Origin of the sequence: Bacillus sp. FJAT-27001, from assembly GCF_019039175.1 — a bacterium.
In the GTDB taxonomy this organism is placed as follows: domain Bacteria; phylum Bacillota; class Bacilli; order Bacillales; family Bacillaceae; genus Bacillus; species Bacillus velezensis.
In genome coordinates this window covers 229,627-255,220 of the sequence record NZ_JAHOAA010000003.1, presented here as the reverse complement: position 1 = coordinate 255,220, position 25,594 = coordinate 229,627, and the positions used below count along the sequence as shown (strand labels likewise).

At 49.4% G+C, this 25,594-nt stretch carries 27 protein-coding genes; 3 read left to right on the top strand and 24 right to left on the bottom strand.

The features are described 5' to 3' along the window. Positions 1–9: 9 nt before the first annotated feature. From rfbB to BGM27_RS11410, 9 genes are read right to left on the bottom strand one after another with little or no spacing between them, the layout of a single operon-like run. Positions 10–957 carry a dTDP-glucose 4,6-dehydratase gene (rfbB, locus tag BGM27_RS11450; protein ID WP_007407684.1) on the bottom strand — a complete coding sequence of 316 codons (948 nt, stop codon included), beginning with the start codon at positions 955–957 and terminating at the stop codon, positions 10–12. Positions 958–959: 2 nt separating this feature from the next. Then, entirely contained in the window at positions 960–1,697 is a 738-nt protein-coding gene (locus BGM27_RS11445) for a sugar phosphate nucleotidyltransferase (RefSeq protein ID WP_007407685.1), read from the bottom strand. A gap of 27 nt (positions 1,698–1,724) precedes the next feature. Continuing rightward, complete coding sequence (locus BGM27_RS11440; RefSeq protein ID WP_007407686.1) at positions 1,725–2,729, bottom strand: PseG/SpsG family protein; 1,005 nt, start codon at positions 2,727–2,729, stop codon at positions 1,725–1,727. Between the two features lies 1 nt (position 2,730). Next, a complete protein-coding gene (locus BGM27_RS11435; RefSeq protein ID WP_032868195.1) occupies positions 2,731–3,471 on the bottom strand; it encodes a cytidylyltransferase domain-containing protein in 741 nt (246 codons plus the stop codon). Next, positions 3,464–4,585, bottom strand: coding sequence for an N-acetylneuraminate synthase family protein (locus BGM27_RS11430; RefSeq protein WP_007407689.1), 1,122 nt, complete (start codon positions 4,583–4,585; stop codon positions 3,464–3,466). Before BGM27_RS11430 ends, BGM27_RS11435 begins: the two co-directional genes overlap by 8 nt. Beyond that, the gene (locus tag BGM27_RS11425; RefSeq protein ID WP_007407690.1) at positions 4,585–5,448 is read right to left on the bottom strand and encodes a GNAT family N-acetyltransferase; all 864 of its coding nucleotides are present in this window, start codon (positions 5,446–5,448) and stop codon (positions 4,585–4,587) included. Before BGM27_RS11425 ends, BGM27_RS11430 begins: the two co-directional genes overlap by 1 nt. Continuing rightward, entirely contained in the window at positions 5,449–6,618 is a 1,170-nt protein-coding gene (locus tag BGM27_RS11420) for a DegT/DnrJ/EryC1/StrS family aminotransferase (RefSeq protein ID WP_007407691.1), read from the bottom strand. A gap of 22 nt (positions 6,619–6,640) precedes the next feature. Then, positions 6,641–8,065 (bottom strand): capsular polysaccharide export protein, LipB/KpsS family, encoded by a 1,425-nt coding sequence (locus BGM27_RS11415; RefSeq protein WP_007407692.1) that lies wholly within the window; start codon positions 8,063–8,065, stop codon positions 6,641–6,643. A 4-nt stretch (positions 8,066–8,069) separates the two neighbouring features. Continuing rightward, on the bottom strand, positions 8,070–8,840 hold the full coding sequence (locus tag BGM27_RS11410; RefSeq protein WP_003150972.1) for a glycosyltransferase family 2 protein: 771 nt from the start codon (positions 8,838–8,840) through the stop codon (positions 8,070–8,072). A 280-nt stretch (positions 8,841–9,120) separates the two neighbouring features. Between BGM27_RS11410 and gerQ the strand changes: the two genes are divergently transcribed. After that, positions 9,121–9,672 (top strand): spore coat protein GerQ, encoded by a 552-nt coding sequence (gene gerQ / locus BGM27_RS11405; protein ID WP_007407693.1) that lies wholly within the window; start codon positions 9,121–9,123, stop codon positions 9,670–9,672. A gap of 46 nt (positions 9,673–9,718) precedes the next feature. Here the strand turns inward: gerQ and BGM27_RS11400 are convergent, their stop codons facing one another. From BGM27_RS11400 to BGM27_RS11365, 8 genes are all read right to left on the bottom strand, one after another. Further along, positions 9,719–10,090 (bottom strand): DUF423 domain-containing protein, encoded by a 372-nt coding sequence (locus BGM27_RS11400; protein ID WP_007407694.1) that lies wholly within the window; start codon positions 10,088–10,090, stop codon positions 9,719–9,721. A 63-nt stretch (positions 10,091–10,153) separates the two neighbouring features. Next, complete coding sequence (locus tag BGM27_RS11395; RefSeq protein ID WP_007407695.1) at positions 10,154–11,473, bottom strand: purine/pyrimidine permease; 1,320 nt, start codon at positions 11,471–11,473, stop codon at positions 10,154–10,156. Between the two features lie 18 nt (positions 11,474–11,491). Continuing rightward, complete coding sequence (locus tag BGM27_RS11390; protein WP_015387535.1) at positions 11,492–11,914, bottom strand: YwdI family protein; 423 nt, start codon at positions 11,912–11,914, stop codon at positions 11,492–11,494. A 59-nt stretch (positions 11,915–11,973) separates the two neighbouring features. Beyond that, a complete protein-coding gene (locus BGM27_RS11385; RefSeq protein ID WP_012118732.1) occupies positions 11,974–12,657 on the bottom strand; it encodes a uracil-DNA glycosylase in 684 nt (227 codons plus the stop codon). A 14-nt stretch (positions 12,658–12,671) separates the two neighbouring features. Further along, positions 12,672–13,478, bottom strand: a complete 807-nt coding sequence (locus BGM27_RS11380) for a glycosyltransferase family 2 protein (protein ID WP_007407698.1) — start codon at positions 13,476–13,478, stop codon at positions 12,672–12,674. Between the two features lie 84 nt (positions 13,479–13,562). Next, positions 13,563–14,090, bottom strand: a complete 528-nt coding sequence (locus BGM27_RS11375; RefSeq protein WP_007407699.1) for a hypothetical protein — start codon at positions 14,088–14,090, stop codon at positions 13,563–13,565. A 44-nt stretch (positions 14,091–14,134) separates the two neighbouring features. Further along, on the bottom strand, positions 14,135–14,770 hold the full coding sequence (locus tag BGM27_RS11370) for a permease prefix domain 1-containing protein (RefSeq protein ID WP_007407700.1): 636 nt from the start codon (positions 14,768–14,770) through the stop codon (positions 14,135–14,137). Then, positions 14,763–15,101, bottom strand: coding sequence for a PadR family transcriptional regulator (locus BGM27_RS11365; protein ID WP_003150960.1), 339 nt, complete (start codon positions 15,099–15,101; stop codon positions 14,763–14,765). Before BGM27_RS11365 ends, BGM27_RS11370 begins: the two co-directional genes overlap by 8 nt. A 149-nt stretch (positions 15,102–15,250) precedes the next feature. Here BGM27_RS11365 and BGM27_RS11360 point away from each other — a divergent pair, with 149 nt between their 5' ends. Continuing rightward, the gene (locus BGM27_RS11360) at positions 15,251–16,063 is read left to right on the top strand and encodes a bifunctional hydroxymethylpyrimidine kinase/phosphomethylpyrimidine kinase (protein ID WP_007407701.1); all 813 of its coding nucleotides are present in this window, start codon (positions 15,251–15,253) and stop codon (positions 16,061–16,063) included. Positions 16,064–16,094: 31 nt separating this feature from the next. On the opposite strand, the gene BGM27_RS11355 is transcribed toward BGM27_RS11360, so the two are convergent. The 5 genes from BGM27_RS11355 to BGM27_RS11335 form a co-directional block, all read right to left on the bottom strand. After that, positions 16,095–16,370, bottom strand: a complete 276-nt coding sequence (locus BGM27_RS11355; RefSeq protein ID WP_042635591.1) for a hypothetical protein — start codon at positions 16,368–16,370, stop codon at positions 16,095–16,097. Between the two features lie 63 nt (positions 16,371–16,433). Next, the gene (locus BGM27_RS11350) at positions 16,434–17,873 is read right to left on the bottom strand and encodes a sucrose-6-phosphate hydrolase (RefSeq protein ID WP_007407703.1); all 1,440 of its coding nucleotides are present in this window, start codon (positions 17,871–17,873) and stop codon (positions 16,434–16,436) included. Beyond that, complete coding sequence (locus tag BGM27_RS11345; protein ID WP_007407704.1) at positions 17,870–19,252, bottom strand: sucrose-specific PTS transporter subunit IIBC; 1,383 nt, start codon at positions 19,250–19,252, stop codon at positions 17,870–17,872. Before BGM27_RS11345 ends, BGM27_RS11350 begins: the two co-directional genes overlap by 4 nt. Before the next feature lie 219 nt (positions 19,253–19,471). Then, positions 19,472–20,302: a PRD domain-containing protein gene (locus BGM27_RS11340; RefSeq protein ID WP_007407705.1), complete on the bottom strand. Its 831-nt coding sequence runs from the start codon at positions 20,300–20,302 to the stop codon at positions 19,472–19,474. Positions 20,303–20,325: 23 nt separating this feature from the next. After that, complete coding sequence (locus tag BGM27_RS11335; protein ID WP_003150952.1) at positions 20,326–20,640, bottom strand: hypothetical protein; 315 nt, start codon at positions 20,638–20,640, stop codon at positions 20,326–20,328. Positions 20,641–21,166: 526 nt separating this feature from the next. Here BGM27_RS11335 and BGM27_RS11330 point away from each other — a divergent pair. After that, entirely contained in the window at positions 21,167–23,578 is a 2,412-nt protein-coding gene (locus BGM27_RS11330) for a S8 family peptidase (RefSeq protein ID WP_007407706.1), read from the top strand. Positions 23,579–23,619: 41 nt separating this feature from the next. Here BGM27_RS11330 and BGM27_RS11325 read toward each other — a convergent pair whose 3' ends face one another. Together BGM27_RS11325 and nfsA are read right to left on the bottom strand one after the other, a co-directional pair. Beyond that, positions 23,620–24,621 carry an LLM class flavin-dependent oxidoreductase gene (locus BGM27_RS11325; protein WP_007407707.1) on the bottom strand — a complete coding sequence of 334 codons (1,002 nt, stop codon included), beginning with the start codon at positions 24,619–24,621 and terminating at the stop codon, positions 23,620–23,622. Between the two features lie 163 nt (positions 24,622–24,784). Then, positions 24,785–25,534: an oxygen-insensitive NADPH nitroreductase gene (gene nfsA, locus BGM27_RS11320; RefSeq protein ID WP_007407708.1), complete on the bottom strand. Its 750-nt coding sequence runs from the start codon at positions 25,532–25,534 to the stop codon at positions 24,785–24,787. Between the last annotated feature and the right edge of the window lie 60 nt (positions 25,535–25,594).

Genomic DNA, 25,594 nt, shown 5'->3' with positions numbered 1-25,594 from the left:
TCTTTCCGATTAGTCTTGGCTGTCTGTATACCAGCGAATGGTTCTTCTCATTCCTTCTTCAAATGTGACGTCCTGCCGCCAGCCCAGCTCATTTTTCAGCTTTGAGGCATTGATGGCGTAACGGCGGTCATGCCCTTTTCTGTCTTCGACATGAGCAAACCGTTCCTCGACACCGAGCTCCTTCATGATAAATGACGCAAGCTCTTTATTCGTCCGTTCATTTCCTCCGCCGATATTGTAAATGTCACCGAGTGTTCCTTTTTCCAGCACGAGCTTAATGGCGCGGCAATGATCTTCGGCAAACAGCCAGTCTCTGATCTGCATCCCGTCGCCGTACAGCGGAACCGGCGTGCCGTTTACGGCATGCCTGATAATGGTCGGAATCATTTTCTCGTGATGCTGGTACGGCCCGTAATTGTTGCTGCATCTTGTAATGATGGCAGGAAGCTTATGGGTTCTCACGTAAGACATGACGAGCAGGTCTGAGCTTGCCTTGCTGGCCGAATACGGATTGTTCGGAGAAAGCGGCGTCGTCTCCGTAAAAGCGGGATCATCCGGCGCCAAATCTCCGTACACCTCATCTGTGGAAATGTGAATCAGCCTGCCGGCTTTTCCCTGTAACACCGCGTCCGCCAGTCGGTATGTGCCCATCACATTTGTTGTGATAAACGGCTCTGCCTGATTTATGCTTCTGTCCACATGGGATTCAGCCGCAAAATGAATGACAGCGTCATACATTTGGGAAAAGACTTTGTCAATGTCCTCTTTTTCAGAAATGTCACCTTTGATAAAACGGAAACGGCCGTTCTTTTTTAAGGCTTCTATTTCAAGCGGCCTGCTTGCATACGTGAGATTATCCAGGACGGTAATCTGCGCGTCCGTTTCTTTCAGCATCATCTTTGTAAAGGTAAGGCCGATAAATCCGGCGCCCCCTGTAATTAAATATGATTTTGGCATGATTAATGCTCCTGTCCTTTCTGTAATGCCTGATGCGCCAGGCTTCCGGCGAGGTGGAGCGATTCATGCGTGCCCGCATCCACCCACCAGCCCGTTAACACATCATACGTCAGCTCACTGTGTTCAATGTATAAATTATTGACATCCGTAATTTCCAGTTCGCCGCGTTTTGAAGGGGAAATTTGTTCAATATAGGAAAACACTTCTGCGTCGTACATGTAGATCCCTGTGACGCATAGTCTGGTCGGCGGCTGCTCCGGCTTTTCAATGATCGACTTGATCCGTTTGTTTTCCTCATCAATCTCGGCGATGCCGAAGCGCTCCGGATCGTCCACTTCTTTCAGCAGCACTTTCGCTCCTTTTCCCTGCTTTGCGAAACGCTCCGTATAAGGTTTTAATGAATCTTCAAAAATATTATCTCCCAAAAGCAGAACGAACGGATCGCGACCTGTAAATCGCTTTGCGTATGATAAACCGTCGGAAATGCCGGATGCGGCTGGCTGAACCTGATATGTGATCGAGACGCCTAGCTCTTCTCCGGTTTCGAGAAGTTTATGAAATTGCGGGATATATTCTTTTTGCGTAATCAGCAAAATATCTGTAATCCCCGCTTCTTCCAGCTTCATGATCGACCAGTAAATCATCGGATATGGACCGACAGGGAGTAAATGCTTATTGACCGCTTTTGTCAGCGGCATAAGGCGTGAGCCGGTGCCTCCGGCTAAGATAACACCTTTCACATGAACACTTCCTTACGTGTGGTTTTATCACAAATCATAAAGAATCGCCGCCGCCCGTTTGATGCCCCTGCCGTCAACCAGCGGCTTTCCGTTTTGATGAAGTCCGGTCCGCATCGGATAATCAGCGGCCATGTCAGACATATGCCGAGCGAGAACGTCCGGTGATATGCATTCACCAAGGCCGAGATGAACGGCGGCCCCCCGTGCGGCGAATTTTTCCGCCGTCTCAGTTTGATGCTCCACTTGAGAAAGTACGATGCAGGGCACACCTGTACAAATGGTTTCATATAAAGTGATCCCGCCGGACACGACGGCCATATCAGCCCTCGAAAGAAGCGCGGCCATGTCATTTGTCTGCCTTACCATCTCGGCATAAGGCATTTGTGTAAGATGCGCGCGCACGTCATCAGCATGAGCCGCGGCGCCGCCCATGACGATGATCACTCGTTTTCGATGAATGTCGGGGATGCGGCGGCATGCTTCCATCACTTTAAAGACAAGCTTCTTCGGGTCGCTTCCTCCTAATGAGACCAATATGGTCCGGCATTCTTTATTCAGCTGATAGAGCTGCTTTGCTTTTTCAAAACCCGGATGAAGAATCATATATTCCGGGCCTTCATATACAGCGGCGCTGCCCATTTGGACCGTCCGGCTTTTCAGCCCTCCGTAAATGCCGTTTATAACGGCATCGCATAAATGAATGACATGTTCCCGTTTTTCTTCAAATAAGACGATGCGTGCCGATGAATGCTTTTTGACTTCCTCTAACCAGTCACACGGCATATCGAGCAGATCGAATATGAGAAGGTCAGGAGCCTGCCTGTTTATTTCCCGGACAATAAATTCCTTCTGTCCCTTGTCAGGCTTGATGATCACTTCCCATTGATCAGATGACAGATAAGAAGAAGCCTCTTTATTTGTGTAGAACGTTATTGAGCAATTGTTCTTAATGGCACCGGCAAGCAGCTTCATCCGGACCGCGTGCCCCATGCCGATGTCACGGCCCCCGTCAGCGAAAATCAGAACCCGCATGCTAATCAGCCTCTTTTTGCCGGATCATTTGATTAATGGCCCTGAGCTCCGGATCACTATTCAGCAGATGGATCAATTCTTTTGCCGGAATATCAGGACGCGAGCCCGCTTTTACGTACAGCTCGCGGGCCAGCCTGTAGTCCTCTTCTGTATCGACGGTCATCCGCAAGTGAGGAGCCCGGAGTTCCTGCGGGGGCTCAGGAAAGAGAAGCCGGTACCTCTCAGGAGATTCTCTTATTAAAAGCGTGACATGTTCCTGGTATTTGTCCGCCAGCGTTTTGTCGGCATTGATCTCCGTTAAAAGTCGCGCGTTTACCGCCTCGCCGCCGATGCCGAGCGGTGTACCGCAGATATACGTGTAGTCTGCGTGCTGATCTAAATGCGATTGAATCAGAAAATCAAGCAGCGAAGGGTCGACAAACGGGTTATCCCCCGTCAGTCTGACTGCGATGTCCGGTTTAACTTGTTCGATGACTTGTGAAAACCGGTCAAGCACGCGCTGCTCGCTGCCGCGGTGCACACGGTAGTTCTTGCTGAGGCAGTGCGCAGACAGAATGTCGTCGGTCTTGCTGTCAGACGCGGCGACGATCAGATTATCCCGCGATTGATCATAATACGCGCTTTGCCGAACCCTTTTGACAATCATATCGAGGATCGTATACCCGCCGATCGGTTTCAGCACTTTACCGGGAAGACGCCCGCTTCCCATCCGCGCCTGAATGATAAACAAAATGTCAGTCATCATATGAGCTGCCTTTCGTCAAAAGGTCATCCCAAGTGATGCCCGTGTCGGCGGGAATATCCCTGACCGCACGCGCGCCGTCAGTTAAAAGCTCAAAATATCTCGGGTGGAGCCCCTGCGGTTTTTGGCCGGGACGAAGGACGGCAAGGTTTTCCGCCGTAAAACATTCGCCTTTTTGAATCGGCGCTGTTGAAAAAATGCCTCTGTAAGCGAACCTTCTGATATCCCCTTCAATCGGTGTCGTGGTTTTATGGGAGCTTCCCGACAGCACTTCCGGCACCGGAGCGTGATGCCCCTGCCGCAGCTCCGCTTCAACTGAGCGGATTGCCGCAACCATTTCTTTTAATTCATCCGGATTGAGGGCGAAGGAGTGATCAGCACCGGGCAGGTTTTTATCGATCGTAAAATGCTTTTCAATCAGTTTCGCTCCGAGCCTGACAGCCGCGCACGGCACATCATACGGATGGGCGCTGTGATCGGAGAAACCGATCACAGCATCCGGGAATGCAGCGGCAAGCATGGGAATGACGCTCAGATTGCTGTATTCAGGCGGCGCGGGATATTTCGCTACACAATGCATGATCGCAATTTCTGTGTTCCCCTCGCCGGTAATGGTTTGATAAGCCTCCTGAATATCTGAAATATCAGCACCCGCGGTGGAAAAGATAATCGGTGTCTTCAGTCCCGCAACATATTTCAATAACGGCAGATGATTCAGCTCGTAGGAGGCGATTTTAAAGGCTGAAGGGGAAGTCGCATACAGTAAGTCGGCAGAGCCTTCGTCACAGACCGTGCTTAAAAACAGCACGCCTTTTTTCTTACAATATTCAAGCAGCGGTTCGATCCACTCGGGGGGCATTTCCATTGATTGCACTAAAGAAAAAATAGAGACGTTTTTTCCCGCAGCGGTTTTGTACAAGCCGGGGTCTTTCTGATACATTTTGTCAGCCTGAAACATTTGGAACTTGACCGCGTCCGCGCCGGCCTCACTGGCCGCATCTATCAATTCAAACGCCTGGCTCAGTTTTCCGTCATGATTAATTCCGGCTTCGGCGATGATGAATACGGGCGAACCTTCGCCGATTGACTTCGTTCCGATTTGGCATGATGCCATCAGTCCGCCTCCTTCCCGGGCCACACATGATAGTAGTAATAGGACGCATCCGCTTTAAATCCCATTCTTTCATACAGGCGGATGGCTCTTACATTGTGGAGCTGCGTTCCCGCTGATACAGTCTTATGCTGAAAGCGCAATGATTGTTCAATCACGTGCGCCGCTAAATGGAATCCCGCTCCTTTCCCTTCAAATCCGGGCTTTACCGCCATCAGATCAAGGACGAATTCATCGCCTTTAGACAGCCCCTGAACAAAGCCCACGGTCTCTCCCTTATATGTGGCGGCGAATTGTAACGAAGCTCTGCCTCCCGCGTTATTCCGCGCCCACTCTTCAAACAGGCGGTTTGCGCTTTCATAGCTGAGATGGGGGTCTTGATAATACCTGCTTTTTGTAAAGGCGTCGCGGGCCAGCCGGCTGATCGCTTCCGTGTCGCCGGGTCCGGCTTCCGTAATCTCAAACGGCGGCGTGCTGTTATATACACGCACAGGACTGACGAGCTTGAGCAGACTCCCTACAAAATAAGCGTTCGGAAGCTGCTGAACAACCTGCATCGCGCCGATATCTTCAGCCGGTATTTTAATAAATATAAAATCAGTGCCTGCCGCCCGCCTTGCCGCGTAAAATTCCTGAAACAGCCTTTTAAGCTGACCGGCGCTGTTTGCGGCTGCAAGCTTCACATTGATGATATTTTTTCGGAACAATTGACTTTCCCACGAAGAGTTTTCATATAAAATCACGCCTTGAAGGCTGTTTTCTTCCAATAAACAGAGCGACGATTCATAGGCTTCCGGCTGAATGCCCTTCTGATGCAGGAAGGTATGAATCATGTCCTGCGCAAGATTTTCCCTCAGTCTGTACACCTAATCAGCCCCTTTGACGATATCCGTAACGGCTGCAATGACGTATTCAACGTCGTCATCTGTCATTGACGGATAAAGAGGGAGTGACACGGTGCGGTGATAATACGCTGCAGCGGCCGGAAAGTCAGTTTCCTTATACCCGTACGTTTTTTGATAATACGGATGGAACGGAACCGGAATAAAATGAACACTTGTGCCGATATTATATTGGTCTTTTAAAGCGGAAATCAGATCGTTCCGGCTGACCCCGGCCTCCTGCTCCTCTATTTGAAGAACATACAGATGCCATGCATGCCGTCCGTCATCACTGACATGCGGGATGGTCAGCCCTTTCATGTGTCTGAAGGCGTCCTGGTAGCGGCTCGCAATGTCGGCTCTTCTTTGCTGCATGCTGTCAATCCGTTTCAGCTGATGAAGCCCAAGCGCTGCCTGAAGATCAAACATATTCATTTTATAGCCGGGCGTTTCGACCTCGTAGTACCAGCTTCCGTTTGAAGAATAGCGGTTCCACGCGCCTTTGCTCATGCCGTGAAGGCTGAGCACCCTGATCTGATCGGCGAGCCCGTCATCGTCCGTCGTCAGCATGCCGCCTTCACCGGTTGCCAGGTTTTTTGTCGCGTAGAAGCTGAATGCCGTCGCATCGCCGATTGATCCGATCATTTTCTGTTTATACGTGGTATACACGGCATGTGCGGCATCCTCTAAGACAAATAACTGATGCTTTTCGGCAATGGCCAGAATCTGATCCATATCACACGACTGGCCGGCGAAATGAACGGGTACAATCGCTTTTGTCCGCGGGGTGACGGCCGCCTCAATTTTTTTAGGGTCCGCATTCAGCGAAAGCGGATCGATGTCAACAAACACCGGAACGGCGCCTGTGTGCACGATTGTATTGGCCGTTGAACTGAACGTCACGGCAGACGTGATGACCTCGTCGCCGGGACCGATCCCTTTCGCTTTCAGGGCCAAAAACAAAGCGGCGGTACATGAGTTCAGCGCGATCGCGTGCTTTGCCCCCGTCCAGGCGGCAAAGGCTTTTTCAAACGCCTCTACTTTCGGTCCCTTTGAAAGCCAGCCCGATTCAAGCGTATCAATAACCTCCTGAATTTCGTCCTTCCCGATCATGGGCAATGAATAGGGAAGAAAAGCTGATCTTTTTTGCACCATTTTCTTTGCGCTCCTATCTTTTTTATGAAGGGTCAACCCGTCTGAAGCTGACTCCGGTTTTTTCCTGAAGCACTTGGCATAAAGCGGCAAGCGAATCCTGAACCGGGTAGTTCGCGGCGACAAAAGCACGGCGCGCCTGTTCCGCTTTTTGATATTCTGCGGGGCTTTCGCATATCCGGATTAATTCCTGAGCAAGTGCCTGCGGGTCCTCAAAGACAAATTCTCCAAGTGAGTGATAATAAGGGTATCGGCGGGTTCCCGCTGATTTTCCGATCAGCACGGGCTTTTGAAACAGCATCGCTTCAAGACCGACCGTTGATGTCTGTGTCACCGCAGCGTCAACATACGGGAGAATATCATACAGCTCCATCTCTTTTTTGATGATTTTGCCTGCTTTATATTTCCGCAGCACCTGATTGTAAGCATCCAGCTTGTTTTTGCCGATTTCCCACGGATGCGGTTTAATAATGAGCTGCATGTTCTTTTGGCCGGCAAGCTCTTCAAGCACGCCCGTATAAAATTCATCAGAAAACGGCTGCGTGGCGATCAGCGCCGTCCGCTGTGACGGGAGAAAAGAAAGTTTGCGGTAAAACGTGTCCTGATCTATCGGCTCTCTTGAGAAAATCTCGTCGAAACGGGGATGCCCCGTGATGATGATTTGTTCATCCCTGCAGCCTTTTGCTTTATACCACTCCGCTTCATAAGCCCCGAATACGGCCTGATAGTCCGTAAATACGGGCAGAAACGCTTCATCTCCCATGAGCGCTCCGTGCTGCAGACAGATGCTGACGGCGTTTTTTTTCGCGGACATCAGCGCCAGCACACGGCTGTAAATATCCTCCGTCGTGCCGACTACAACGGCGGAAATCTTTTCGGCCGTAAACAAAATATCAATGGCGTCAATCGCTTCAATAAATAACGGGATGTCTTTATACAAACGTTCCTGAAATTCTCTGTTTCCGAAAGCGGGATGGCTGTGAAGCTCTTTCAAAATGGAATGGGCTTTTTCAATATAAGGGACGGGGTTCCCTTTTTGCCCCATTCCCGTCAGCTCCAATTTGCAGATAACGGGCAGCCCGTAATGGTCAGGCAGACTCCATCTGGCCAGTACCGCTGTTTTTGCCGGATCAAACTGCCGGTAGTTTCCCTCGGTGAACCGAAGATGATCGAAATGCAGAATGACCTTTCCGTTTACCGGTTTCTCATCTGTTTTCTTAATGTTTTGCCTTTTTTGATCATAATATGGCTGTATACCGGCTTCAGGAATATGCTGATCAGCCGGACCGAAAAGCTCTGGGTTCTGCTCCATGCTCTCCCGAAGCGCCGGACTGATATATTGATAAAAATTACTGATCAATGCGAGCGGGATGTCTTTGTAGCGAAGTGACTGAAAAAGGTCAATATACTGCCGGTACAGCACCCAATAGTTCGCTAAGTATGCCGACAAGCCCTCACCCCTTTCCAAGCTTTTTTAATGATTCCCTCAGCTCCCGGCACGTGGTCTGCTGCGGAAGGCTGTTCACAAACTCGTTTTTCTCCGCCGCGAAAAGCTGATAATGGATGGATTGATCGGTAATATAATTGATATCAAGCTCCTCAGAAATCGGGTAAAACGGATAAAAATGATTCACTCTCCAGAAGAAACGGGCGTCACCAATCCGGTAAAACGCCGGGCTTTCATCCCAATAGGAACCGAATGCCGATTTGACCTGTTCCAGCACGGAAAACCGGTGCATGACCGAACAATGGTCAATGGCGCACGGCGCGTTCCACACGATCCGTTCGGCGGGCCTGGCCGTCTCCTTCACCGTCTCTTTCCGCTGATTCAGATGATAGGTTTTGGAACTTGAATACACGACGGCTTTTTCCGGGTCTTCATCAAGCTCTTTCACCATTTTCTCAAGCCGTTCCGGCACATACGTGTTGTCGTCGGTCGCATACGTCACGTACTCGCCCTCCGCCATTTCTATTGCCTGATTAATCAAGGCGGCGTAGCGTGTTTTTTCCGTTCTTTCTTTGACGCCCGATACATCGCTTTGATAAAACCGGACGCGGTCATCCGTGAGAAAAGGACGTATTTCCGCCAATGTCGCTTCATTTGAGTTGTCATCCATAATGAACAGCTCAAAGTCCGTAAACGTCTGAGACAGAATACTTTTAATAGAGCGGGCCACATAGTCACTTTTGTTATAGCTCGTCATGATCACTGACACTTTAGGCAACTCGTCACCCCCTTTTCGCACCTGAAACTACCGCTATCATATGTTCCTTATGCGGAAGATGCGCTAGGAATACAGACTATTATGTGAAAAGTCAGCATTGCGCGCACAAAAAAAGCCGGCTCTGATGTCCGGACTCATTGGAGCGTATTTTCTTTTTTCGCATAAATCTTTCTTTGGGCTCATATGGTGGAATAGATAAAAACAGCAGCCGCTCTGTCGGCTGTCTGATACTTGTCAGGAGGTTTCAGCATCAAGAGGTTTTCATCAAAGGAGGAACAATATGAAACCGAAAAAGAATCAATATCAGCAAATGCAGGGGATGGGGATGGGAATGGGAATGGATATGCAAGGATACCAGCCGCAGCTCGGGCCTAATCCTTATCCGCAGCCTCAGGGCCAAGGATCACAAATGATGCCGATGCAGCAGCAAATGACAATGCCGATGCAGCAAGGCCAGCAGAGCTTCGGCGGGGGGTTCCCCGGCCAGCCGCAGCAGCAGGGCGGCGGCAGCTTTCAGATTCCGTCAGGTCCATCATCGTCACAAAACGTTCCCGGCATGCTGCCGATTGAAGAGTCATACATTGAAAATATTCTGCGGTTGAACCGGGGCAAAACGGCGACGATTTATATGACATTTGAAAACAGCAAAGAATGGAATTCAAAGATTTTCCGCGGTGTGATTCAGGCAGCGGGACGTGACCATATCATCATCAGCGATCCGAAAACGGGCACCCGCTATCTGCTTCTGACCATTTACCTTGATTACATCACGTTTGATGAGGAAATCGCTTATACTTATCCGTACTCCATGTCTTCTTATTCTCCGAGATAAATCAAAAAGCCAATCGCTCATTTGACAGAGGATTGGCTTTTTTTCTTTATAAATATTTGACGGCCGCGACGATAATCATAATCCAAGAGATGATAAACGCCACGCCGCCGAGCGGTGTAATCGCGCCGAGAATGGAAATCTGCGTCACGCTCAATACGTACAGGCTTCCTGAAAACAGAACGATGCCCGCAAACATCAGCCAGCCCGCAACAGAAACACTGCCTGCGCCAGAAAGCTTTTCGGTCAAAAACGCGACAGCCAGAAGACCGAGCGCGTGATACATATGATATTGCACGCCTGTATGCCACACCTGCAAATATTTATCGGGGATTTTCCCTTCAAGCCCATGCGCGCCGAAAGCGCCCAGCGCCACGGCCAATAAAGCGTTAATCGCACCAAGAATAATAAACACTTTCATCTATTTTTCTCCCGCCTTTTCGTTAAAGTTTCCAATTCAATCATAACCCAACATCGGCAAAATTCAACGTCCGCCGTCCGATGACACGAGATTGTCGGATTTTTTCTTTTTGATAAGCTGGATTCGGTCAATCGCTATCGCCAGCAGCGTCCCGAGCACAAGACCGTTGCTTAAGAGCGAAATCAGGATCGGATGCATCCCCGATAACGCGCTCTCCGGCACAAACATTACGCCGACCCCCGTCAGGAGCGCCAGACCGATAATGGAGCGGATTCGTTTTTGCTCCGCTTTCTCATAAGAGTCAAACTCCGTAAAGGCGAGACCGGCCATCGTGGAGAAAACGACGAAGTTTACCGCAAAGCCGACCGGTGAGGGCAGACTCGCAAACGCATTCATAAATAGCGGGATCATACTGATGATCACGACAAATACACTTCCCAAAAGAAACGGCTTTTTCGAAGGAAGCTTCGTCGTCTCAATAAAACCGGCCGCCCCTGAAATCGGCACAGGCGCAATGCCCCCTGACAGTCCGCTCAAAAGGTGGCTGATCGAAGCCGCAAACCCAGCCGGACGCTCACGCCGTTTCCCGACGGTGCCGCCGAATTTTTTCACCGCCGCTTCTACAACCCGGATGCTCGCGAGCATATTGACAATCAAAAGCACGGTAATGAAGAGTGATGTAATGATCAGGCCGCTGTCAAACACGGGTTTTCCAAACGGAAAAAGAGCCGGCAGCTGAATCACGCGGTCCGGTATTTGAATCGGTTTGGCAGCGCCGAAGACGGCGAATAAGATCCATCCGCCGGCAAGCGAAAGGAGAATCGCATACTGTCTTAAGAACGTAACATTCGATCGGGACATGATGAACATCGCCGCCGTCACAACCATGGCGAGCCCGAATACAAGGCCGTCGACGCTGTTTTTTAAATAGCCGATGCCCAAAAGGCCTTTCACAATCGGCTGACTCAGCTGCATGACCAACAGCAGCAGATACACACCGGTCACAACCGGCGTAAACAGCACGGCCAGCCGTTCAATCACTTTAAAAAGGCTGAACAAAAAGAAAAAGACAGCGCTTAATAACAGCGCCCCCTGCAGCGCCCGCAGCGTCTCGCCGAATGTCGCGAACACCGTGCCAGTCAGTCCGCCGTAAATCGTGTATACGCCCCACCATAAGCCTGCCGGGCTTTCATTAATCGGCAGACGATGTCCCTGGAGACATTGGATGACCGCGGCGACGCCAAGCACAAAAAATGTGCTCTGAATCAATGCGGCAGAATCGGCATGGTTCAAGTGAAATGATTGTGCGATGGCGACAGGAACTACAATCGCAGCCGCAATCATAAATGCCGTCCATTGCAAACCCCCGAGTATCAGTTTCAAGTCAATCAACCTCTCCTGTTAAAAATCGAAAATGGAATCCCCGTTTCCGTCTTCCTCACGTTCGTCTTTCGCTTTTTTCTGATATTGGTTCAGCCCGGCGCTGCCCATCATTTTTTCAAGCAGCAGCGGGTCTGTCGAAGGAGACGCGGAAGGTTTCGGCGCCGCTTTCGGAATCGGATTCTGCACTGGCGCCGGAGCGGTGTGCGTCTGAGTGCCGAGCACGACATCACACAGAGAGCGGATGGCAGCCGCGTGCATTTTGACCTCCTCGGTGCGGGTCGCCGTTTTCGCCTGCCTCAGTTCTTCTTCCATCTTCTGAATCAAAGCAGAGATATGTATGTTCATGAGTAAATCCTCCAGCAGTAATTTGTCTTCTTCCTGCATTTTATCAAATTTCTGAGCGAATCGCAGAATTGAGTTTGTTATTTTTTCTGACGGCATACCGCCCTGAACGCCAAAAAAGGCGCTTACCGCCGGGCGGAAGCGCCTCAAAAAACCGTTTATTGCGGCAGGTCGGGGATGCACCAATCGATCGGCTGCTCCCCCATTTTTTCAAGGGCGGCGTTTGTACGGGAAAACGGTCTGCTCCCGAAAAAACCGTTCCTTGCCGAAAACGGGCTCGGATGAGTCGATTCAATAATAATGTGTTTCGATGTGTCAATGCGCTCTTTTTTCATCTGCGCGTGACGCCCCCATAGGATAAAGACAATCGGCTTCTCTCTTTCATTCACCACATCAATGATGCGGTCAGTGAGCCGCTCCCATCCCTTGCCTTTGTGGGAATTGGCCTGACCGCGGCGAACCGTAAGCACTGTGTTTAACAAAAGCACTCCCTGCTTTGCCCAGCTGACGAGCGATCCGTGGTTCGGTACGGAGCAGCCGATATCGTCCTGAAGCTCTATGAAAATATTTTTCAAAGACGGCGGCTGCCTGACCCCGGGCTGAACGGAAAAACTAAGCCCGTGCGCCTGTCCTGGCCCGTGATACGGGTCCTGTCCGAGAATGACCGCTTTTACATCCTCATAGGGCGTATAATGCAAGGCGTTAAAAATATCATGGCTGTCAGGATAAATCGTTTGGCTGCTGTATTCTTGTTTCAGCATCTCTCTCAGCTCTTGATAATACGGTTTGTCAAATTCATCTTTCAGCTGATTCCACCAGCTGTCCTTTAAAAGCTGTTTCAAACTGTCCGTCCCCCTTATGAACTGTGCAGTCTTGAATGGACGGGCTTTCCGTCCCACACAATGTCAGTCGGCGCCTCCCGCCTCTTCATGTCCGGCTCTTCAAGAAGAACCGCGAAGTTTTTCGTCGGGAGCTCCCCAAGCCCGTGCTTTTCGCTTAACCGGTCTAAGTACCGCTTCCGTTTGCCGCCGAGATCCGCGGACTGATTGCCGCCTCCCTCAAAAAACGCATATATGACGCTCGCGCAAGGAACACGCTTCACACGGTGCTGTTTCGCGGCGCGCAAATAAAAGTCCCAGTCCCAATAATTATGGACATCCGGATCAAAATACCCTAACGTGTCATGCAGAGAACGTCTGTACATGCTGCCTGACGGAACGTACGTGGAAAATACCCGCATATCCGCATAATCCGCCGTATAGGCGAAAGGCTTTCGTGACACCGGGTATCTCGTGCCGCCCCGTTCTTCAAATGACACAATTTCCGCGTCAGAATGGACAAAATCCGCATCAGCAAGTGCAGCCGCCATTCTTTCCAAATGGCCCGGCGTAATGAAATCATCATCATCGCACAGCATGATGCAATCACCCGACGCTTTTTTCACACCTGCGTTCCGCGCTTCCACATGTCCGGCATTCTGTTCTAAATCAATAATCTGAATCGGCAGATCGCTGTACAGCTGCTTCGCTTGTTCGACCGATTCCCCGGCATCATTTACAATGATCACTTCATAAGGCTTTATGGTCTGCATGGAAATCGACTCCAGCAGCTCACACAAAGCCGGAATCCGATTATACGTGACTATGACAATTGATATATTCATGATCCGCTCCTTCTGCTTTTTCTCATGTTCTATTAAAACATAAAGCGGCGGAGAGATCAGGGGGGATTTTTGATTTCGGCCCATTCAGAAACAAATCCAGGTCATGCCCGCCAGCAAAACGAGAATGATCAGAAGGTCTCCCCAAACAGTGCATACCGCCTTGGCATTAAGTCTGCCCGCCTCCATGGCGTTCCAAAGTTTTGATTGATAAACAGGCACCAACACCATCGCATAGCTTGTGCACAAGCAGACAAAAGCCGGCGGGACAAGCGCACATCCATCCTCATGCCAATCATGAATCAGTTCCGGTATACTCACCCCGCTGTCAATGTACAAGTATAATATACCCGCCAGCGGAATGAGCGAACTGATCTGCAGCTCGAAAAGTTTCACCTTCCACTCACGCGCAAACGAAACGGCCCAAATCCATCCCAGCGCATAAAATAATAGAAGAAGCAAAATACTGAAAACAACAAAAACAGCGTCTTGCATCCCATTCAGAACCATAATAAAAAGACTCACAACGGGCAATGCAAGAACCAAGCTGCAGACGGTAAATACGGTTACGGCTATTTGGGCGCACGCGCCGTACATCCACGAACCTAATCTCATTTTAACACCCCTATATAGATTCCCTATGTATATAGTGAAAAAGATCAGGCAAGTCTCTGCCTGCCTGCGTAAAAACCTATTTTTCCGCAAAACGGAAAACATACCGTCACAACGGCGCATACTGCCGCAAAACTCGGTGTGACCGCCGAAGGAAACAGCCCAGCCGGAACCAGGTTGAACAAAAAGACAAACATAAAACATAGATTCGGCACCATTGAAGCCCATACCGTCCGCTCAGCAAGCTTTTTTCCGCCAGCCCCGAACTCTTTGCCAGCTTGATAGCCGATTTGGAACCAATACAGCACATAACCGATCATAATCAGCCATACTGACACGGAAATCCCTTTCCACAGCGCGTCAACAGCGGGATGAATCCTCCACGCGTGCATCATCGTAATCATCGCCCCCATCACAAAAAGACCGCAGTTGCAGAACAGATAAAAGAGCATAAAAGTCCGCGCGGGCATCGCCGAAGCTTTTTGAAAAGCAGAGATAATCTCAGACGGAGTCCCCACTTCCCGCAGAATAAGCGCCATCGCTTCGCTTTCGGTTTTGCCTTTTTCCAGATGATCACAAATGGCATGATGAATATGGCTTTCGATTTCTTTTAATAATTCACGGCTTCCGGCCTTGCCTTCCAGCCCTTTTCTGATTTCCTGCACATAAAGGTCCTTATCCATTCTGCCCGCCCCGCTTCAGCATCCGGTCCATCAGAGCAGAGAACAGATTCCATTCCTTCGTCCGTTCGGCTAGAATGTTTTTTCCTTCATCGGTGATCCGGTAATATTTTCGGTCCGGCCCTTTGGTCTGCTTTTCCCAGTAAGAAGAAATATAGCTTTGGCGTTCAAGCTTATGAAGCGATGGGTACAGCGTGCCTTCCTTCATTTGCAGTTCATTCCCGCTTCTTTTCTCCATTTCTTTCACAAGTTCATACCCGTACATGGGCCGTTCATTCAGCAGCGTCAGCACCAGAATGACCGTGCTTCCCTTTACAAGCTCCCTGTTGAGCATTTATTTTCTCACCCTTACCTAGTAATCTTATGTAGGTATTGTACGCACATCCCCCGCGGCTGTCAAATCATTCCTCCAAGCCTTCCGTATTGTGATCGAAAGAAAATCTAACTATAATGAGATATAAAACACTGATGGAGGCCATTGATATGTCAATGCACAAAGCACTTACTATTGCCGGTTCTGATTCCAGCGGCGGCGCGGGAATTCAGGCCGATTTAAAAACATTTCAAGAAAAAAACGTATACGGAATGACGGCTTTGACCGTGATCGTAGCGATGGACCCGGAGAACAGCTGGGATCATCAAGTATTTCCGATCGATGCCGATACGATTCGCGCACAGCTGGCGACGATTGTTGACGGAATCGGCGTAGACGCCATGAAAACGGGAATGCTCCCTACCGTGGAGATCATAGAGCTTGCGGCGAAAACGATTAAAGAAAAACAGCTGAAGAATGTCGTTATCGATCCTGTCATGGTCTGCAAAGGAGCGAACGAAGTGCTGTATCCGGAGCATGCCGAAGCGCTTCGCACCCAATTGGCGCCTCTGGCAACCGTCATCACGCCAAACCTGTTTGAAGCAAGCCAGCTGAGCGGTATGGATGAATTAAAAACGGTGGAAGACATGAAAGAAGCGGCCAAGAAAATTCACGAACTCGGCGCGAAATATGTATTGATTACAGGCGGAGGCAAATTGAAACATGAAAAAGCGATCGACGTGCTGTATGACGGAGAAACCGCGGAAGTATTAGAAAGCGAAATGATTGATACACCTTACACGCACGGAGCCGGATGCACATTCTCCGCCGCCGTGACGGCAGAACTGGCCAAAGGCTCTGAAGTGAAGGAAGCCATCTATGCGGCAAAAGAATTTATCACCGCGGCAATCAAAGAATCCTTCCCGCTGAACCAATACATCGGACCGACTAAACATTCGGCGATGCGTCTTAGCGGAAAATAAAATAAATATCCCCCTCATTACCCGAGGGGGATTATTTCATTTTTTTCGCGGATGACCGCAAAAACATCTCAATAGACTGCACAAACAGCGCATATTCCTTCATCTGTTCATATGTATGCATCAGCCGATCACTCCATTCATTGTGCGGCTCAGCTCTCTTGAGCATGCGATTCAGCTGAAGCAATACTTCTTTATATTCTTCCCGCTTATCTTCCACTTGCTCTGCGGCTTTGACAAGTAAACATTTCGGCGTCATCTTCTGATTTTTCAAAACTGAGAAAACAACTCCTTTTATTCCTGGAATCATAGGCTTTCGTTTGAAGAATAGCACAGATGGCATAGGTTTCACATAAGAAAAAAGAACGATTTTCTACAAAAGTGTCCAAATTGAGCCATTTATTTCCGTTTTTCCTGCCGAAGTGACGGTTACGTCATCATTTCCCGGGAAAGGAAAATATCTGGCGCTGAATACCTCTTCTCCATCATTCAAAAACAATTCAATCGAGGATGCATCCAGAAAGAGCTGCACGGAATGCACCTCGCTGATGGAGCAGCTTCTCTTTTCTTTTTCTTCTCCGCTGAAAGCGGTGCGCTCCAGCACAGCCAGCCCCTCTTCCTGATGAAATATAAACCGGGCCGCGCCCCGAATTGAGATTTCAAAACCGGATTCGCAAGTGATGTCCTCCAGCAGCACTTCAGCCCGGGACGCATCTTTCACCGGGAGGCTTACAGACGAGCAATTCAATTGAAGACGGTGCTTTTGTTCATCCGTGCGGCGTGATTTCATTTCCGAAAGCGGGCGCTGTATGATTCTGCCGTTGGACAGTGACAGCTGTCTCGGCATCGTTAAGCAGTGAATCCAGTGATACGCATGTGTCGGATGTTTGTCCTCATGCTGATCCGGAACGCCCATCCACGCGAACAGAATTCTCCGTCCCTTATCATCTTCCAGCGTCTGCGCCGCGTAAAAGTCAAATCCTCTGTCAAGCTCCGTAAATTCACCGTGCTTAAATTCTGGCGGCTCTGTATGCAGCCTGCCGAGGAAATAGCCCGCCTGGTGGCTGTTATGATATTCTATCCCGTCGGCTTCAAGCCCCTGCGGACATACGAGCAGCACGTCGGTTCCGTCAAGGGAAAACAGGTCGGGACATTCCCACATATAACCGAATGACCCGAGACCGCCGGAGTCCGCCCCCGCAATCGCACCGAGAAACGTCCAATCCGTCAAGTTCTCTGATGTGAACAACACAGCGCTTCCGGTGAGTTTTTCTGTCTGCGCGCCAAGCACCATGTAATACGCTCCGTCTTTCTTCCAAACCTTCGGATCACGGAAATGAGCGGTATAGCCTTCCGGGAGACGCGCGACAACTCCTTTTTTTTCAAATACGATCCCGTCTTCGGATACGGCGAGGCATTGATACGTTTCCCGATTGCCTTCTCCGTCACGGACATTGCCTGTGTACATCAGGCAGAGCCGCCCGTCTTTTTCGATGGCGCTTCCGGAATAGCAGCCGTTTTTGTCATACCACTCACCCGGTGCAAGCGCGATTTCTTCCTCTTTCCACTCAACGAAATCCTTCGTCGTCACATGCGCCCAAAATTTCGCGCCGTGCCCCGTATGAAATGGCTGCCATTGAAAAAACAAGTGATATACGCCGTTCCATTGGATCACGCCGTTCGGATCATTTAAAAGCCCGACCGGCGGCATAATATGATAGTTCTGGCGGTATGGATCTGACGCGGCTGTTTCTCCCCGCTTCTTTTTCGCTTCCTCAGCCTGCAGGCGCAGCTCTTGATCCGGTGTCCTCATTTGACGGCCTCCTTTTCTTTAGCTCCCATAATGTAAGCGGCAATAAACGCCGAGACAGAGGCGATGCCTATTCCGATCAGATAGTTTATAAGATTTCCTAAACCGAGCGGAGCCGTGATGGCAATCATCGGAATTCCGGTCAGACCGTAGGCATTGGCGGCGACACCGGTCACCACGACATAGGCTCCGCCCAGCGCTCCGCCGATCATTCCCGCGATAAACGGCTTGCGGTATCTTAGGTTCACACCGAAAATGACTGGTTCGGTTACACCGAGAAAAGCGGAAAATGCGGCCGGCAGAGCGATTTCTTTCATTTTCGCTTTTTTCGTCAGGAAAAATACAGCCAGTCCCGCCGCGCCCTGAGCGACATTCGCCATCGACCAGATAGGAAGGATATAGTTTCTGCCCAAATCAGCGATGAGGCCGGCCTCAATCGCATGAAAGCTGTGATGCACACCGGTAAGCACAATAAGCGGATAAAGACCGCCGAAAAGCAGTCCGGCAACAATGCCCGCATGATCATACACATATGTCAGCGAGACGGTAATGCCTGATCCGATCGCCCTGCCAAGCGGACCGATTGCGATAAAGGTGATAAATCCTGTGACAATCACCGTGACAAACGGCGTGACCAATAAATCGAATGCGTGAGGCACAATTTTTCTCGTGCCCTTTTCCACTTTGCTCATAATGTAAACGGCTAACAGTACGGGGATGACCGTCCCTTGGTAGCCGAGCAGCGCAATGTCGAAGCCGAAGAGCTGCATAAAATCAGGCGATGCATCCGCAAGCCCCCACGGATTCAAAAGCGCCGGATGGATCATAATTCCCCCGAGCACGGCACCGAGATAGGCATTACCGCCAAATTCCTTCGCCGCGCTGAACCCGATGAATACGGGCAGGAAGATAAACGCCGCGCTTGAAAACATGTCTAAAAGCTTAAACAGCGATGATTGTTCAGACACCCAGTGAAAAGCCTTCATCATGCCAAGCAGCCCCATTAAAAGTCCGCTTGCCACGATAGCCGGAATGATGGGAACGAATATGTTAGACAGTGTCTTCGCAAATCTTGCGGCCGGATTCAGCTTTTTTTTCGCTGCGTCCTGATGTGTCTCACGATCTTCCCGCCCCAAATCGGCTTCTTTTGAAAAAGCGTCATACACTTTATTCACGAGGCCGGTGCCGAATATAATCTGATATTGCCCCGAGCTGCTGAAAGCCCCTTTTACGCCTTCTATTTCTTCAATGCCGGCCTGGCTGATCTTCTGTTCATCTTGAATGACGAGCCTGAGCCGCGTCGCGCAATGTGTCGCGCTGATGACATTTGATTCCCCTCCGATATGTTTGATAAGCTGTTTTGCCGTTTCTTGATAATTCATGATGTATCCCCCTTTCTAAAATCAAAAAAGACCTAAAATTCGCCAACGAAAAAGGTCAGCATGATCCCTTTTTCATGTACGCAAATTTTAGGTCTTGCCTGCATTACCAGTCACAATCCCGCCGGATTCAGTTTTTTTAATGCGCTTTCATTCTATTTCATGATAGCGCTTTCGTCAATATGTTTTCAAAAAAAAAGTCTGTTTCTCGAAACAGACGCGTTATTCCGGGTTTTTTTGCAGACGCTGGACATGCAGCGTGATATAGCCGGCCTCGGATTCCGGCAGCTCCAAATCATATTCAGTTTTTAAAAACGCCGCCAGTTCAAGCGCACACCGATAAGCAAACGGATACTTTTTTTGGATGAAATAAAGCATCTCCTCGTCCATGGAATGGAGTGCTTCATTTGAGTCCAACCGGCTGACCGCATACCGTAAGTGCGTGACGAGGCGCTGATAGGAAATACTGTCTTCATCCACCTTCTGTTCGAAAAAGGATTCGATCTTTTCGATCATTTCTTTGATCATGGTTGTATGCTTCATCGCCGAATACATGCTTTTGGCATCCGCCTTGGCAGTGTGGATATGAAGCGCGATATACCCCGCCTCATCATCAGGCAATGATATACCGAGGGTTTGTTTCACGTGTTCAACCGCCCAGCGGCCGATCTCATATTCTTTTTTATAAAGCGCCTTAATTTCATGAAGCAATCGGTTATGCACCTGAAGGCCGTTTTGAATCCTTTCGATCGCAAAGGATAAATGGTCCGCCAGCGCAATGTGGATGTGATCGCTCAAAGGTGCCGCAAGCTCTCCCTCCGCATGGCTGATGATATCTTCAGCCGCCTCTATATGCTCTTCGGGAAGCGTTTCTAACACTTGTTTGAACTTTTCATTTTCGTCGTGCACGACAAATATTTTTTCAATTTTATGTTTTTGAATCACATCATTTTTTCTCTTTTGAAAAGCGATTCCGGGACCCATTACGATCTTTTCCCGTCCGTCTTCTTTTATTAACGCCGCATTGTTATTTAATACTTTGTCTATTCTCAAGAGGTTCGCTCCCGTTCATATGTTTAGTGGGATTGTACCCTCTTTTTCATATGATGTAAAGGTGCCGGACCCGCGCGCTCCCGTTTCGGCAATTCTTTGCGGACAGGCATCCATCGGTTTTTATCCAGCCTGCCGCGGGCCGATTTCGTTTCATCGGTCAAATCCGCCGATCGGACACGGCTCACAAACGAAAAAGCCCCAGCCGTCCGCTTCGCTTTCTTATGATAAGCCGCTTGGTTTCCGTACACGGCGGCTAATGGATATCTTCCGTTACCCGGCGCCATCCAGTTCATCAGAAAGACCATCCACACCCGTAAAGATACTAGCAAACGTTTCATTGCAAATCATCCCTCCGCTTCTTTTTGACAGACAGCTTGTTCGCAGGCCTGTTTTTCTCTCCGCTTTAACGGAAAAGGCGGCCGATCCTTCTCCGCTAAAAACTAGCGGGTCTAGCAACCCTATGACTCTATGATAGACGCGGCCGGGCGAATTGTTTGTCACAATATGAGTGAAAAAACAAACTAGTTTTCAGAAGTTTTGTTGAAAGCTGATGGAAATGACCTGAAAAATGGAAAAGCCGATAAAAAAAGTTATACACACCTTATCCCTTGGTTAAGCACAGCTTAAACACAGGGCATATCCACATATCCACAAACTCGATCTATATTTTGTATAGGAACACTCGTTCCCAACAATATATATACACAAATTTATTCAGTTATACACAGGATTCTGTGTATAACTCCCTCCTTATTCACAGACCAATTTCCATAAATGAGTCATATGTCACAAGGATTATTTTGAATTTTCAAGAAATATATACTAGATTTCTAATTTAGATAAAGAAAAAAGGGGGAAACACGATTGAAAAAAGGAATCATCCGTTATCTGCTTCCGGCTTTTGTCTTATCCTTTACCTTATCCACAAGTTCACAGGCTGCGCCGGCTTCAAAACCGCAAACTCCTGATCTTGAGAAGGCTGAGGTGTTCGGTGACATTGATATGACCACCGGCAAACAAACGACAGTCATCGTGGAGCTGAAGGAAAAGTCACTGGCGGAAGCAAAGGAACTCGGCAAAGCACAGACAAAAAGCAGGCTGAAAAGCGAACGCGCAAAAGTGAAAAAGAAAGCGCTCAAAACCATTAAACACGGAAAAATTAACAGGGAATATGAGCAAGTGTTTTCCGGCTTCTCCATGAAACTCCCGGCAAATGAAATCCCCAAACTGCTGAGTGATCAGGATGTCAAAGCGGTTTATCCGAATGTCACCTATCATACCGATCAGCTCAAAGATAAAGACATCACCCTATCTAAGGATGCCGTGTCTCCGCAGATGGATGACAGCGCGCCTTATATAGGGGCAAATGACGCGTGGAAGCTCGGCTATACGGGTAAAGGCGTCAAGGTTGCCATTATTGACACCGGTGTCGAATATAAACACCCTGACTTAAAGAAAAATTTCGGACAATATAAAGGATACGATTTTGTGGATAACGATTACGATCCTGAAGAAACGCCGTCCGGTGATCCGAGAGGCGCGTCGACTGACCACGGAACCCATGTCGCGGGCACGGTAGCGGCAAACGGAACGATCAAAGGCGTCGCGCCGGATGCTACACTCCTTGCCTACCGTGTGCTCGGTCCGGGCGGAAGCGGAACAACGGAGAACGTCATCGCCGGCATCGAACGCGCCGTACAGGACGGAGCGGATGTCATGAACCTTTCTCTCGGCAATTCTGTGAATAACCCAGACTGGGCGACAAGCACGGCGCTTGACTGGGCGATGTCAGAAGGCGTCACGGCCGTTACATCAAACGGAAACAGCGGGCCGAACAATTGGACCGTCGGCTCTCCGGGAACGTCCAGAGAAGCCATCTCCGTCGGAGCGACCCAGCTGCCGCTGAACGAGTACGCCGTGTCCTTCGGTTCCTATTCCTCAGCGAAAGTAATGGGCTACAACAAAGAAGATGACATAAAAGCACTGAATAAAAAAGAAACAGAGCTCATAGAGGCGGGTATCGGCGAGCAAAAGGATTTTGAAGGCAAAGATCTGAAGGGAAAAGTCGCTGTCGTCAAACGGGGCAGCATCGCCTTTGTGGATAAAGCAGACAACGCCAAAAAAGCGGGCGCGATCGGTATGGTTGTGTATAACAATGCCCCGGGAGAAATTGAAGCAAACGTACCGGGCATGTCCGTGCCGACGATTAAGCTTTCATCAGAAGACGGCGAAAAACTCGTCAGCCAATTAAAAGCGGGCGGCACAAAAGCGACTTTCAATTTATCCGTGGCTAAATCGCTCACTGAACAAATGGCAGACTTTTCGTCACGCGGTCCGGTTATGGACACGTGGATGATTAAACCTGACGTCTCCGCCCCCGGCGTAAACGTCGTCAGCACCATTCCGACCCATGATCCGGCCGACCCGTACGGCTACGGATCGAAGCAGGGAACGAGCATGGCTTCCCCGCATGTAGCCGGCGCAGCTGCCGTCATCAAGCAGGCCAAACCGAAATGGAGCCCGGAACAAATAAAAGCCGCTCTCATGAACACGGCGGAAACCTTAACGGACGCGGACGGTGACGTATACCCGCATAATGCGCAAGGTGCCGGAAGCATCAGAATCATGAAGGCGATCAAAGCAGACTCCCTTGTCGCCCCGGGAAGTTATTCTTACGGAACGTTTATGAAAGACAAAGGCAATGAAACGAAAAAAGAAACCTTTACGATTGAAAATCAATCGTCCATCAGAAAATCATATCAGCTCGAGTACTCTTTCAACGGCAGGGGCATTACCGTTTCGGGCACAGACCGGGTCGTGATCCCCGCTCATCAAACCGGAAAGGTCAATGCGAAAGTAAAGGTCAATGCCAAAAAAGTAAAGGCAGGCACCTATGAGGGAACCGTCACAGTGCGAGAAGGCGGAAAAACAGTTGCAAAAGTGCCGACGCTGCTGATTGTAAAAGAGCCGGACTATCCGCGCGTGACGTCAATCGACGTGCAGGACGGCACAACGCAGGGAACCTACCAAATTGAAACCTATCTTCCGGCGGGAGCCGAAGAGCTTGCCTTCCTTGTATATGACAGCAATCTTGACTTTGTCGGCCAAGCCGGCATCTACAAAAAGCAGGATAAAGGCTATCAATATTTCGACTGGAACGGCAAAGTCAATGGTGACACCGCACTGCCGGCAGGAGAATATTATATGCTGGCCTATGCCGCGAACAAAGGGAAATCAAGCCAGGTGCTGACTGAAAAACCTTTTATCATTGAATAACCGAACAACCCTGCTGGAGCATCAGCAGGGTTTCTTTCTGATCATTCGGCAAAAGCTTCTCGAAGCAGGCGGTATGACTGAAGTTTATCTTCAAAATGATGAGCAATGGTTACAGCCATCACTTCTTCCGTTCCGTATGCTTTACTGAGAGCCAGAATCTGTTCTTTCACTTGTTGCTTCGTTCCGATGATCATTCGATTCCGATTATCGGCAATTCGTCTTTGTTCATACGGTGTATACGTATTTCCGCGGACGGTTTCGTAAGACGGTACGCCGTGAAGCGGAATCCCCTGTTCACCCGCAAGCAGCGTATAATCCATGACGGCCGCGAGTTCCTCCGCTTTCTCCTCCGTGTCCGCGCACAGCACAAACACAGCCACGGCCGTTTTTGGTTCTTTTCCTAATGCGGAAGGTTTAAATCTGCGCTTATATTGTGCTGTCGTGCTTTCTCCGCCTTCTCCATTAATAAAATGGGCAAACATATAGCCTGCTCCCATTTCTGCGCTCAGAAGCGCGCTTTCCCCCGAAGAACCGAGAAGCCAGACTTCCGGCGCCGTCTTAATAAGGGGTGATGCGGTCAGATTCGGAAAACGGTGATTGTCATCAGCTGTATCATGCAAATACATCGCCAGCTCACGAAGCTGCTGCGGATATTGATCAGCATTACGCTTCCCGCCGTCATTCAGCGCCCATGATGCGATCGGCATTCCGCCCGGCGCTCTCCCTAATCCGAGATCGATTCTGCCCGGCGTCAACCCTTCAAGCACGCGGAAATTCTCCGCCACCTTATATGCGCTGTAATGCGGAAGCATGACACCGCCCGAGCCTACACGAATCTCATTCGTTTTCGCCGCAATATGGCTGATCAGCACTTCAGGGCTTGAACCCGCCAACCGCTCTGAAAAATGATGCTCTGACACCCAAAACCTCTTATATCCAAGCTTTTCCGCCTCCTGCGCCAGTCTTACTGTATCCCGCAGCGCGCTTTCCGCGGAACTCCCTTCTGATACAGGAGATTGATCTAATATGCTTAATGAAATCATCACTGTCACCTCATCAACATCGTACCACTGCTAAGCCGTTTTTTCTTTCTGTATGCTTATAAGCATCCCTGATGATAAACATTAATATACCTTGTTCCATTTTGTCGAAATATGTTACACGTGAAACATAAAAAAACCTCTCCCGGTCAGGAGAGGTTTTTTCTTAATTCTTTTGAAAACCTTTATCTTTTACATATTGATTTAAATAGGTTCTCGGTTTTTGTTTCATGAACTGCAGGATTTGATCAGACCACGTTTCAACCCGCTTGCCGTTTGTCCTTTTATCATAATAAGCGGAAATGGTTTCATCATATTCCTTCATATAACTGCGGAAGTGTTCTTCATTCGTATCGTACGTGTTTTCATGATATACGGCTTGTTTCGGCAGGCGCGGCTTTTGACCGGACGGATGAGCGGGATGACCGACTACCAAGCCGAACAGCGGCAGCACATGGTCAGGTGTACCAAGCACTTCCGTCACCTGATCAAGTTCATTTCGAATGCCTCCGATATAACAAATGCCAAGTCCCATTGATTCCGCGGCAACACTTACGTTTTGTGCGGCAAGTGCGGCATCAATGACGCTGACCATAAACATTTCTGTATTCTCAAGAAGCTCGGTAATGTTTTCGCCTTTTTCCTCAGCAAGTTTTTTATGGCGGTACAAATCAGCGCAAAATACAAACAAGTGCCCGTTATTCTCGACGTAAGGCTGGTTTCCGGCCAGTGCCGCCAGCTTCCGCTTTTTCTCCTTATCGGTTACGCCGATGATGGAGTAAGCCTGCACGTAACTGGACGTTGATGCCGCCTGGGCGCTTTTCACTAATGTATCTATCTCTTCTGCTGTCAGAAGCTCGTCAGTAAATGATCGGATCGACCGATGATTAAGTATAGTTTCGATGGTATTGTTCATATAAAAGCCTCCTTCTCTCTATATCATATCCGAAAGGGAATCATGTCAAAAGCGAAATGC